The organism is Sphingobium sp. AP49 (assembly GCF_000281715.2).
In the GTDB taxonomy this organism is placed as follows: Bacteria; Pseudomonadota; Alphaproteobacteria; order Sphingomonadales; family Sphingomonadaceae; genus Sphingobium.
The window spans coordinates 2385387-2397348 of record NZ_CP124576.1; the positions used below are offsets into that span (position 1 = coordinate 2385387).

The window sequence follows — 11962 nt, forward strand, 5'->3', positions numbered from 1 at the left end:
AGTCCCACTATCCATATGAACGAAACAATGTTGGTCGCTGGCGGAGCGGGAATGGTGCAATGGCAATGACGAGCCCGCTCGCAACTCTGTTGCTTGGCGTCGTCCTGGCCGCGTGGCTGGGCGCAGCGATCTGGGCGTTGTTCACCGGTCAGCGGATGCGGCGCGAGGGGATGCAGGCCCAGGGCAAGCTCGACCGTTTGGCGATTCTCCTGTCGTCGGCGCCGGCAGCCCCGATCATCATCCATCCCGATGGCCGCATGGAAGCCGCCGACCGTCTGGCCAAATGGCTGGGGCGCGATCGGGTGCCGGCCTTTGTTTCGGAGCTTACCGCGCCCGACAGCGGACTGGAGCCGGCCGACGGCGCGATATTGGGACAGGAAATCGCTGCGGCGCAGAAGGCTGGCAAGAGCTTTTCCCTGCCAATCCGCGGCACGGGCTCGTCGCGGACCTTGCTGGTCCGGGGCGCACCGGCCGGACCTGGGCTGGCCGCCAATGGTGGCGTGGTCCTGTGGATTTTCGACGCGACGGACAGCCAGTCCGAAATCCAGGCGTTGACCGCCACCGTCGGCCAGTTGCGCGATGCCCTGGAAGCGCTGGCCGGGCTGGTCGAGGCCGCGCCGTTCCCGATGTGGCATCGTACGCCCGACCTTAGGCTGAGCCTGGTGAACAGCGCCTATGTGCGCGCCGTCGACAGTCCCGGCGCGCGTGAAGTGATCGCCAACGGAACTGAACTGGTCGAGGCTGTGAGCGGCCTCAGTCCACAGGACGCAGCGGCAGAGGCTGTCGCGGGGGGCGGTCCGATTGCGCGTATGGTGCCGGCCACCATCGACGGCGAACGCCGAACGATGCGGGTGGTCGATGTCCCGCTGGGCGATGCCGGGGTGGCCGGCTTTGCCATGGATCAGCATGAGCTGGAGCAGGCACGCGTCGAGCATCGACGGCTGGAAGCGGCGCAGCGCGACCTCCTCGACCGCTTGTCCGCGGGCGTCGCCCAATTCGGCCCCGATCGGGCATTGCGTTTCTGGAACCAGCCTTTCATCAGCCTGTTCGCACTCAATCAGGATGCACTGGCGGACACGCCCCTGTTTGAACGGGTGCTGGACCAGATGCGCGATGCGCGGCGGTTGCCGGACAATCGCGATTTCCCCGCCTGGCGGGCGGAGCGACGGGACTGGTTCCTGTCGCCCGATCCGCTGGAGGAGAATTGGCTGCTGGTGGATGGCACCCATTTGCGCGTCTATGCGCAGCCGTTGCCCGATGGCGGGCTGTTGCTGATCTTCGAGGACCGGACTGAGCAGGTCCAGCTGTCGAGCGCGCGCGATACCCTGTTGCGGGTGCGGACCGCGACTTTCGACAATCTGTTCGAGTCGATCGGGGTCTTTTCCTCCGATGGACGACTGCATCTGTGGAACAGCCGGTTCCGGATCATCTGGGGGGTAAGCGAAGAGGCGCTGGCAGCCCATCCGCGTATTGATGAGCTGATGCGGACGGTGCAGACCCGCCTTGCAAAGCCGCAACAGAGCAATCTGGTACGCGAACTGGTTCGGGCCGCGACCGTCGAACGCAAGCAGCGCGTCGGTCATGTCGGCTTTGCCGATGGCCGCGTCTTTGAATTTGCCGCCATTCCGCTACCCGATGGCAATGCGCTCTTCACCATGCTGGATGTCACCGACAGCCGGCGGGTGGAACAGGTGCTGCGCGATCGCAACGAGGCGCTTGAACAGGCGGACAAGGTCAAGACCGCCTTCGTGACCAATATGAGCTATGAACTGCGCACGCCGCTGACGACGATCGCCGGCTTCGCCGAGATGATGAGCGCCGGCTATGCGGGGGAATTGAGCGATGCCGCGAAGGAATATGTCGATGGCATTTTGCAGAGCACCGGCCGCCTGTCGATGCTGATCGATAATGTGCTCGACCTCACCCAGGGGGAGGCGGGCACGTTGCCGATCGAACGGACCGCCGTGGATCTGGCCGTGCTGGTCCGGGAAAGCGCCGCCCGGGTGGAGGGCGACGCCAACGCCAAGGGAATCGACCTGGCGGTCACGCTGCAGGATAGTCTGGGTCCGGTGCAGGGGGACGCGCGGCGGATCGGACAGGCGATCGATCATCTGCTCGAAAATGCGCTGCGCTACTGTGGCGAAGGTGCACGGATCTTGGTGCATGGCGACGGCGGACCGGATCTGGTGCGGCTGGTCGTGTCCGACAATGGCCCGGGCATCACGACCGCGCGCCGCGCGGCCATTTTCGATCCGATCACGCGCGCCGAACAAACCCGCAAGGGCGGGCGCGCGACCATAGGCCTGCCGTTGGTCAAGCAATTGGCCGAAGCCCATGGCGGTACGTTCCAGCTGATCTCCGAACCGGGGCAGGGTACCATGGCCGTGATCGAGCTGCCGCGTGGCTGAGCAGACCCTGGTCCTTGACGGCGCAGAGGCGCAGATCGCGCTGGGTCGCCGCCTGGCTCGGCATGTCCGCGTCGGCGATGTGATCGCCCTGGAAGGCGGGCTGGGCGTGGGCAAGACGACGCTGGCCCGTGGCCTGCTCGAAGGCCTTGGGTTGGAAGGCGAGGCGCCTAGCCCAAGCTTTGCCATCGTCCAGCCCTATGACGTTCCCGACGTGCGCCTGCCTGTTGCCCATGTCGATCTCTATCGCCTCGACGACGTGGCGGAGACAGCGGAACTGGCACTGGACGAATATCTGCTCGACAGCCTTCTGATCATCGAATGGCCCGATCGTCTGGGGGATCGGCTATGGTCCCATGCCTTGCGATTGAACATCGCATTCGCGCCCGATGGCGCTCGCCGCTTGACAGCGGACGTGCCCGACGCTTGGACGGACCGATGGTCACAGATATGATCCCACCCGCCACCGCCCCCGCCTTCCTTGCCCAGGCGGGCTGGGATGGTGCCGCCATTGTTCCGCTTGCCGGCGATGCTTCGTTCCGCCGTTATTTCCGTGTGCTGGACGGCGGCCGGCGCGCCGTCCTGATGGATGCGCCGCCACCGCACGAGGATCCGCGCCCGTTCATCGCCATTGCCGAACATCTGGTCGGACAGGGTTTTGCCGCACCGCAGATATTGGCCCGCGATCTGGATCAGGGGTTGGTCCTGATCGAAGATTTCGGGGACGAGCGGCTGAAGGAATATGCCGAATCCCACAACGCGGAAGATGAACTGGCGGTATATGGCCGGGCCATCGACCTGCTGGCTGACCTCCATCGGCTGCCTGCAGCCGATGTCCCCGCTTATGACCACGCCGTCTATCAGCGCGAAGTCGGGTTGCTGACGGAATGGTATTGCCCGGCCGTTGGTCTGGCTGTCGATGTCGACGCCTATCGTGCGGCCTGGGATGCGGTGCTGCCGATCGCGGACCAATCGAAAAGTCCGGTGGTGACGGTGCTGCGCGACTATCATGCCGAAAATATCATGCTAATCGACCGGCCCGAAGCACGCGGCCTTGGTCTGTTGGATTTCCAGGACGCGCTGGCCGGGCATCCCGCTTATGACCTCGTCTCGCTGCTGCAGGACGCCCGGCGCGACGTGTCGCCGGAGCTGGAGGCGGCGATGCTGGCGCGCTATCGGGTAGCGGCGCTGCCACCTGCCGATTTCGATGCGGCCTATGCCATATTGGGCGCCCAGCGTAACGCCAAGATCATCGGGATATTCACCCGGTTGTGGCAACGCGATGGAAAGCCGCGTTATCTCTCCTATCTGCCGCGCATGTGGGGGCTGCTGGAGCGCGATCTGGCCCACCCCGCGCTGGCGCCGGTCAAGACCTGGTTCGACGCCAATATTCCCGCAGACATGCGGCATCATGCGCTGGAAGCGCACGCCCAAGCATGATCGAGACCGCAATGCTCATGGCCGCAGGCCTCGGCAAGCGGATGCGTCCGCTGACCGCAACCCGGCCCAAGCCGCTGGTCAAGGTTGCGGGCAAGCCCCTGATGGACCATGCGCTCGATCGGCTGGCGGCGGGTGGGATCAAGACCGTTGTGGTCAACGTCCATTATCTGGCGGACACGGTCGAGGCGCACCTCAAGACGCGCAAGGACATGACGTTCCGTATCTCCGATGAGCGGCCCAAGCTGCTGGAAACCGGCGGTGGCCTGATCCATGCCAAGCCGCTGTTGGGCGACAAACCGTTCGTCTGTGCCAACAGCGACAATCTGTGGATCGACGGGCCGGCGGAGACGCTGGGCATGATGCAGCGCATCTGGGATCCCGTCCGCATGGACGCGCTGCTGCTCCTGGTGCCGCAGGCGCGCGCCTATTGCCACAGCGGGCCGGGCGATTTCCATATGGCGGCCGATGGCCTGTTGTCACGGCGCAAGACGGGCCATGTCGCCCCCTTCGTCTTCACCGGCGTTCAGATCATGGCGCCCAGCCTGTTGACCGATCCGCCCGCCGACGTCTTTTCGACCAACATCTTCTGGAACCGCGCGATCGCCGCCGGGCGGCTCTATGGCGTGTCGCACCAGGGCCTCTGGTTCGACGTCGGTACGCCACAGGCCATCCCGGTCGTGGAATCCATGCTCGCCTATGGGTGATCGATCTCACCCCGCCCTGTACAATATCCCTTCGCACCGCGCCTTTGCCGATGCGCTGGCCGCCGGTATCCTGGCCCAGCATGGTAACGACCCGGTCATATTGGCGCGCGGCATGGTTCTGCTGCCCAGCAATCGCGCGGTCCGGGCGGTAAGCGACGCCTTTGTTCGCCGGGCCGAGGGCGGCCTTTTATTGCCACGCCTCGTCACTCTCGGCGATCCGGAACTGGGTGAACAGGTCGGTGGCGCGTTGGATCCGCTCTGGGAAGGGGCCGATATTCCCCCCGCCATCGGGCCGATGCGGCGGCAGATGATCCTGGCCCGTATGGTCCAGGATAGCGGTGGCGCGGCCGATGCCGCCCAGGCATTGCAATTGGGACAGGCGCTGGCCATCGTGCTTGACCAGATGCAGGTCGAACGACTGTCGGTCGATAGACTGGCGGTGCTGGAACTGACCGATGGCCTGTCATCCCACTGGCAGAAGTCACTGGACCTGTTTGCTATTCTGACGGCGCGCTGGCCGGCGGAACTGGCCCGGCTTGGCCTGATCGATCTTACCGAGCGTCGCAACCGGCTGTTCGACCGGGTCGCTGCGCGCTGGGCGGTTGAACCGCCCGAAGGATTTGTCATCGCGGCCGGCATCGCGACCACCGCGCCGGCCATTGCCGGGCTTCTGCGCCGGATCGCCGCGATGGACAAGGGGCAGGTCATCTTTGCCGGACTCGACCAGCATATGGACGAGGATGGGTGGAAGGCGATCGGCCCCTTTCCCGCCGATCCGACGACTGGTCGCGCTCCTGCGGGGCACGAAACCCATCCGCAATATGCGCTCAAACGCTTGCTCGACCGGATGGGCGTCACCCGCGACGATATCGCGCTATGGCGCTGGGGCAGCGAGCATGATGCCCGCGCCGTGCGTGGACGCAACATCTCGAATGCGATGCTGCCGCCGTTGCTGACAACACGTTGGCGCGACCTCAAGACTGCCGATCGATCGCTGTCGGGCGTGGAGGCATTGGAGGTCGCCACGGCCGGCGAGGAAGCCCAGGCGATCGCGATCGCACTCCGCGAAGCGCTGGAGACCAAGGAACGTACCGCCGCGCTGGTCACGCCCGACCGCCAGTTGGCCGTGCGGGTGTCTGCCCATCTGCGCCGCTGGGGGATCGATGCCGATGACTCGGCTGGCCAGCCGCTATCCCGTCTGCCGCCCGGGACCTTGCTTATCGCCATGGCGCAGGCCGCCGCGGAACGGTTCGCGCCCGTTGCCCTGCTGACCCTGCTCAAGCATCCGCTGGTGATGCGTGGCGAGATGCGCCTGGCCTGGCTGGAGGGGGTGCGCCTGCTCGACCTGCTGCTGCGTGGGCCACGTCCCCAGGCGGGGCTTCAGGGGATCGACCTGCTGCTTGCACCGCGCGAGGGCGAGGACCGGCAGCGGGATATTCGTGCGCAAGCCCGAACCTGGTGGCCCTGGGCGCGCGATCTGCTCGAACCGCTGGAAGCTGCCTTTGCCCTGGCACCCGATCTGGCGGGACAGTTGGCGGCGGTGCGCGAACAGGCCGGTGCCCTCACCAACGACGCACTGTGGGCCGGACATCAGGGCCACGCTGCCGCCGACCTCTTCGCCGAGATGGAAGCGGCCGCCACCGAAGGGCCGCGCCAGGCCGACATCCGATCACTGCCAGCGCTGCTCGACCATATGCTGGGCGGCGTGTCCGTCCGCCCACCGCAGGGCGGGCATCCGCGCATTTCCATCCTGGGCCTGGTCGAGGCACAGCTGGTGCAAGCAGACCTCATGATCCTGGGCGGCCTTAACGAAGGCAGCTGGCCGGGCCTGCCATCGCCTGATCCATGGCTGGCGCCGCGCATCCGCCGCGAGATGGGCCTGCCGGGCCTGGAAACCCGGATCGGTCTTGCCGCGCATGATTTCGCGAGCGCGCTCGGCGCACCCCATGTGCTCATCACGCGCGCCCGGCGCGGCAGCGCTGGTCCGGCGATAGCCTCGCGCTTCTGGCTGCGGCTGAAGGCGATGGCGGGGCCGCAATGGAAGACCGCCGATCGTTATCGCCTGCTAGCCGCTGCGCTGGACCTGCCGCCCAGCCACCGGCCGGCCGCGCGCCCCGCGCCGGTGCCGCCGCTCGCCGCCCGGCCGACCCGGATTCCCGTCACCGATGTCGACCGGCTGAAGGCCGATCCCTTCGCCTTCTATGCCCGGCGCATCCTGAAACTCAATCGCCTCGACCCGGTCGATGCCGATGCCGGGCCGGCCTGGCGTGGCACGGTCGTGCATGAGATATTGGAGCATTGGGCGCAGGATGGCAGCCGCGATCCGGCCGATCTGGAGGCCCGCGCTCGCGCCATGTTCGCCCGGCCCGATGTCCATCCGCTGCTGCGCGCCCTGTGGCAACCGCGCCTGATGGAGGCGATCCGCTGGATCGCGGCCGAAGTGACGAAGGATCAGGCGGCGGGCCGTGACATCCTGGCGGTAGAGACCGAGGGCAAGGCAGAGATTGCCGGCGTGCTGCTGACCGGCAAGGCCGACCGGATCGACCGCATGCCCGACGGAAGCATCGGCATCGTCGACTACAAGACCGGCAAGCCGCCCAGCGCGCGACAGGTGCGCGGCGGCTATGCGCTGCAACTCGGCCTGCTTGGCCTGATCGCGGAATCCGCCGATGGCGCTTTCCCGGGGGTTGCGGGCGCACGGGTGGCGGGCAGTTTTGAATATTGGTCGCTGGCCAAGAAGGGCGATGCCTTTGGTTATCGCGAGAGCCCGGTCGATCCGATCGGCAAGCGCGACAAGATCGTCACCGCCGATTTCACCGCCTTCGTCTATGACCAGTTCCGCGAGGCGGCCGAAACCTGGCTGACGGGCGCCGCGCCCTTCGCCGCGCAGGTCAATCCGGAAGTGGCCAATTATGGCGATTATGACCAGCTGATGCGGCTGGAGGAATGGTATGGGCGCGACGATGGCTAGAAGCTCCAGTCCGCTGCAGCCGCTGGCCGGCGCGCAGGCGCTGGCCGCCGCACCTGATGCCCATGTCTGGCTGTCGGCCTCGGCCGGCACCGGCAAGACCCATGTGCTGACCGCGCGCGTATTCCGCTTGCTGCTGCAGGGGGTACGACCGGAAAATATATTGTGCCTGACCTTCACCAAGGCGGGCGCGGCGGAAATGGCCGACCGCATCCATGACCGCCTCGCCACCTGGGTTCAACTTGATGGCGTTGAGTTGGCAAAAGACCTCATGGCCCTGGGCGAGGATCATGGCCCGGAGATGCAGGACAAGGCTCGGCGCCTGTTCGCCGAAGTGCTGGAATCGACCGGTGGCGGCCTGCGCATCCAGACCATTCATGGCTTCTGCCAGCAATTGCTGGCCTCCTTCCCGCTGGAGGCGGACCTCGCGCCCGGCTTCCGGCCGCTTGATGCGCGCGAACAGGGCGTGCTGGCCCGCCAGACGCTGGCCGACATGGTCATCCGGGCCGAGGAACTGGGCGATAGTGCGCTGATCGACGCCTTGCAGGCGCTCAGCCTGCGCCTGGGCGAGGGCGCAGCCGAGACTTTCCTGTTGCGCTGTGCCGCGCGTTTGTCGGCACTGGCGGCCCTGCCGGGCGATATCGGCCCCTGGCTGATGCGCGAGCTGGACCTGCCCGAAGGTGATATCGACGCCTGGCTGGCGGAACAATGCAGCGATGCGACGTTCGACATGCGCAGCCTTGCCTGGGTAGCGCAGGCCAATGCCGACTGGGGCACCGGCCGGGCACTGGAACGCTGCGACCGGATCGCCGCCTGGCGCGGACGCGATCCTGCGGGGCGTGGCGCAACATTGAGCGAGCTGCACGGCGCCTGGGCCAAGGCGGACGGGGGCTTGATCTCTGCCAAGGGATGGGTGCCGCCGATCGACGGCTATGGCGAGGCGACGGCGCAGCTCCATGCCCGCTGCGCCGAACTGATCGGGGTCAAGTTGCAGGCCGATTATGCCGCGCTGCTGGCCCGCGCCCTCCATGCCGGGCGCGCCTATGCCCGTGCCTATGATGAGGCCAAGCGGCTCGCCGGCGCGGTCGATTTCGATGATTTGATCGAACGTTGCGCTGCCCTGCTCCAGCAGGATGGGATCGCTGAATGGATTCGTTTCAAGCTGGATCAGCGGATCGACCATATTCTCGTCGATGAGGCGCAGGACACCAACATTCGTCAGTGGCGGATCGTGCAAGCGCTGACCGAAGAATTTTTTACGGATGAATGGGAGCCAGGCGCCAAGGTCAGGACGCTCTTTACGGTCGGCGACTTCAAGCAGGCGATCTTCGGTTTCCAGGGCACCAGTCCCAAGGCGTTCTCCGACGCCCAACTGGTGTTCGGCCATTATGCCGACCGGGCCGGTCACCCCTTCCACGACCTGTCGCTCGATCACAGCTTCCGTTCGACCCCGCCGGTACTCGATCTGGTCGACCGGACGATCGCGACCTTGCGAGCGCAGGCGCTGGGGCTGGCCGACGGCGAGGTCCGCCACATAAGCGCCAATCGCCATCCCGGTGAGGTGTTGCTGTGGAAGCCGACGATCGCGGGTCTGGTCGAAGAGGTCGAGGGCGAGGAAGACTGGGTCGCCGACCAGGAACGGGAGTTGGCGAGCAAAATCGCGCGCCAGATCCGCCAATGGATCGACGAGAAAATGATGCTGGAGGCGCGTGGGCGCCCGGTCCGGCCCGGAGACATCATGATCCTGGTCCGCCGCCGCAGCGAATTGGCGCGATTGATCGTCGCGCGTCTCTATGAGGAAAAGGTTGCGGTCGCGGGAATCGACCGTTTGCGCCTCAACGCCCCGCTGGCGGTCCGCGACCTGCTGGCTGCGCTGCGTTTCGCCGTGCAGCCAGAAGATGACCTCAACCTTGCCGCGCTACTGGTGTCGCCGTTGATCGGCTGGACCCAGGACGAACTGATGGAACGGGCGATCGGTCGCAAGGGCGGCCTCTGGCGCCATTTGCTCCAGCGCCTGGACGATGCGGAGCTGCTGCCGCTGCGCCAATTGCTGGGGCAGGCCGACTTCACCACCCCCTATCGCTATCTGGAGGCGATCCTGTCCGGCCCGATGGACGGCAGGCGCCGGCTGATCGAGCGGCTGGGTGCGGAAGCGGCCGACCCGATCGAGGAATTGCTGAACGCGGCTCTCGGCTTCGAGGCGGACGATCATCCCTCATTGCAGCGCTTCATCGACTGGTTCGACCGGGGCGAGGTGGAGATCGTCCGCGACGCCGCGGCGCAGGGCGACGCGCTTCGGCTGCTGACCGTCCATGGCGCCAAGGGCTTGCAGGCGCCGATCGTCATTCTCGCCGACGCCTGTCTCGATCCTGATGCGGGCAATCGCATGGACTTGCTCGAATGGAACGGGCTGCCGATCCTGGCGCCGCGCAAGGGCGAGCGGCTGGGGCCGATCGGCGACGTCGCGGCCGATGCCGCCGCGATCGAGCGCGAGGAGCATTGGCGCCTCCTCTATGTCGCGCTGACCCGTGCCGAGGAGAAGCTGGTCGTCGCCGGATCGCTCGGGCCAAGGGCCAAGGGTGAGGTCAAGCCGCAAAGCTGGTACGGCGCGGTCGATGCCGCGATGGTCGATATGGGCTGCGACTGGGAGGCCGATCCGCTGTGGGGCGCCCGTCGCCGCTGGCGCGGAACCGAGGTGCTGGCGCCCAAGGCAGCACAGCCCGCAAGCGCAGAGGATAAACCGGTCGTGGTCGAACCCGACTGGTTGCGGGCGCCGGCGCCGGCCGAACAGCGTCCGCCCCGGCCGCTGGCGCCTTCGGCACCGGTCGAGGATGATGTGCCCAACCCGCCGCCGACCGCCGCGATGCGCCAAGCGGCCGAGCGCGGTCGCTGGCTTCATGCCCTGTTCCAGCGCTTGTCGGACCTGCCCATCGAGCGACGACGCGAGGGGGCCGATCGCTGGCTGGAGCAGCAGGGGGCAGGGGACGCCGCGCTGCGCCGCGACGTGATCGACCATGCGCTGCGAGTGATCGAGGATCCGCATTTCGCCGACCTGTTCGCGCCTGAAGCGCTTGCCGAGGCGCCGATTGCGGCGGTGGTGGGCGAGACGGTGATCGCGGGTACCGTCGATCGACTGCGGGTGGAGCCGGACCGGGTCCAATTGGTCGATTTCAAGACGGGCCGGGTAACGCCACGCAGCGCCGACGAAGTCCCGATCGCCCATGTCCGACAGATGGCGGCCTATGTCGCCGCGCTGGAGGTGATCTTCCCCGGTCGCCGCGTGGAGGCTGCCTTGCTTTATACCAGCGCGGCACGCCTCCTGCCGCTGTCCATCGATCAATTGGCACCGTACAAGCCGGGCTATTCGCCCACGCAGCAATATTTGCCGCTCTGACCCGTTGAGCAGGGCGTGCAGCCATCCTAGATATCAACCAACTTAAGGAGTTTGCAGTTATGGCCACCAAGGCAGTTACCGATGTCAGCTTCAAGCAGGACGTGATCGATGCCGACAAGCCCGTGCTTGTCGACTTCTGGGCGGAATGGTGCGGCCCGTGCAAGATGATCGGCCCGGCTCTGGAAGAGATTTCCGAGGAACTGGCCGACAAGGTCACCATCGCCAAGATCAACATCGATGAAAATCCCGATGCGCCGAGCCAGTATGGCGTGCGCGGCATCCCGACGATGATCCTGTTCAAGAATGGCGAAGCGGCCGCGACCAAGGTCGGCGCCGCGCCCAAGAGCGCGCTCAAGGGCTGGATCGAAAGCGTCCTCTAAGCCTCTGATGAATTTAAAAAAGGGACGGTAGCCAAGCTGCCGTCCCTTTTTTTGTTAGCTGAGCGGTATCATCACCGTTTCGACATAGGCCGGCTTCTCGCGCAGCCGCTCATACCAGGCGCGCAGATGCGGCAGGTCAGGCCGCCTCATGTCGAGCGTGAAATAGGTGTGAGCGTAGACGCCCATCGGTACATCCGCGACACCGAAGTTGACACCCGAAAGCCATTCCCGGTCCGCCAGCGCCCGGTCGAGGATCGCCATCGCCGCAGCCGAGGCCTGCGCCGATGTCTCGATCACCTGTAAGTTTCGCTGTCCACTTTGGCGTCGCACCAGCTGGATGAAGGCGTCGCGCTGGGCATCGGCAAAGCTGAACTGCCAATCCATCCATTTGTCGCCCTGCGCCCGCAAAGCCGCGTCGGCAGGATACATCTCCTCCGGGGCGTAGCGGTGGGCGAGATAGCGCAGGATCGCGTTGGATTCCCACAGCATGACATCGCCGTCCTCGATCGTCGGGATCAGGCGATTGGGGTTCATCGCCAGATAGGCGTCGGACATGCCATGTTCCATGCCGACATCATGGCGGACGAAGGGCAGGCCGATTTCCTGCGCGAACCAGGCGACCTTCTTCACATTATGCGAATTGAGGCGGCCCCAGATCGTCAGCATAGTCG

8 protein-coding genes are annotated in these 11962 nt (G+C 66.0%); 7 read left to right on the top strand and 1 reads right to left on the bottom strand.

Annotated features, from left to right (window positions below; translation table 11 throughout):
- The first annotated feature begins 59 nt into the window (after positions 1–59).
- The 7 genes from PMI04_RS11545 to trxA are packed head-to-tail and all read left to right on the top strand — an operon-like array spanning position 60 to position 11291.
- Positions 60–2408 (top strand): PAS domain-containing sensor histidine kinase, encoded by a 2349-nt coding sequence (locus tag PMI04_RS11545; RefSeq protein WP_007705382.1) that lies wholly within the window; start codon positions 60–62, stop codon positions 2406–2408.
- Positions 2401–2859 (top strand): tRNA (adenosine(37)-N6)-threonylcarbamoyltransferase complex ATPase subunit type 1 TsaE, encoded by a 459-nt coding sequence (gene tsaE, locus PMI04_RS11550; RefSeq protein WP_007705385.1) that lies wholly within the window; start codon positions 2401–2403, stop codon positions 2857–2859. The genes PMI04_RS11545 and tsaE overlap by 8 nt, the downstream gene beginning before the upstream one ends.
- Complete coding sequence (locus PMI04_RS11555; protein WP_037485325.1) at positions 2856–3845, top strand: phosphotransferase; 990 nt, start codon at positions 2856–2858, stop codon at positions 3843–3845. The genes tsaE and PMI04_RS11555 overlap by 4 nt, the downstream gene beginning before the upstream one ends.
- Positions 3842–4549 carry a nucleotidyltransferase family protein gene (locus tag PMI04_RS11560; protein WP_037485328.1) on the top strand — a complete coding sequence of 236 codons (708 nt, stop codon included), beginning with the start codon at positions 3842–3844 and terminating at the stop codon, positions 4547–4549. The genes PMI04_RS11555 and PMI04_RS11560 overlap by 4 nt, the downstream gene beginning before the upstream one ends.
- Positions 4542–7520, top strand: coding sequence for a double-strand break repair protein AddB (gene addB, locus PMI04_RS11565; RefSeq protein ID WP_007705394.1), 2979 nt, complete (start codon positions 4542–4544; stop codon positions 7518–7520). Before PMI04_RS11560 ends, addB begins: the two co-directional genes overlap by 8 nt.
- The gene (gene addA / locus PMI04_RS11570; protein ID WP_007705398.1) at positions 7501–10911 is read left to right on the top strand and encodes a double-strand break repair helicase AddA; all 3411 of its coding nucleotides are present in this window, start codon (positions 7501–7503) and stop codon (positions 10909–10911) included. The genes addB and addA overlap by 20 nt, the downstream gene beginning before the upstream one ends.
- Positions 10912–10943: 32 nt before the next feature.
- On the top strand, positions 10944–11291 hold the full coding sequence (gene trxA / locus PMI04_RS11575) for a thioredoxin TrxA (protein ID WP_349293599.1): 348 nt from the start codon (positions 10944–10946) through the stop codon (positions 11289–11291).
- Between the two features lie 54 nt (positions 11292–11345).
- Here the strand turns inward: trxA and PMI04_RS11580 are convergent, their stop codons facing one another.
- Positions 11346–11957: a glutathione S-transferase family protein gene (locus PMI04_RS11580; RefSeq protein WP_007705402.1), complete on the bottom strand. Its 612-nt coding sequence runs from the start codon at positions 11955–11957 to the stop codon at positions 11346–11348.
- Positions 11958–11962 lie beyond the last annotated feature (5 nt).

Excerpts from the sequence above, each read along its gene's own strand:
- PMI04_RS11545 (WP_007705382.1), top strand. The coding sequence starts at position 60 with ATGGCAATGACGAGCCCGCTCGCAACTCTGTTGCTTGGCGTCGTCCTG.
- PMI04_RS11555 (WP_037485325.1), top strand. The coding sequence starts at position 2,856 with ATGATCCCACCCGCCACCGCCCCCGCCTTCCTTGCCCAGGCGGGCTGG.
- PMI04_RS11560 (WP_037485328.1), top strand. The coding sequence starts at position 3,842 with ATGATCGAGACCGCAATGCTCATGGCCGCAGGCCTCGGCAAGCGGATG.
- addB (WP_007705394.1), top strand. The coding sequence starts at position 4,542 with ATGGGTGATCGATCTCACCCCGCCCTGTACAATATCCCTTCGCACCGC.
- addA (WP_007705398.1), top strand. The coding sequence starts at position 7,501 with ATGGGCGCGACGATGGCTAGAAGCTCCAGTCCGCTGCAGCCGCTGGCC.
- PMI04_RS11580 (WP_007705402.1), bottom strand. The coding sequence starts at position 11,957 with ATGCTGACGATCTGGGGCCGCCTCAATTCGCATAATGTGAAGAAGGTC.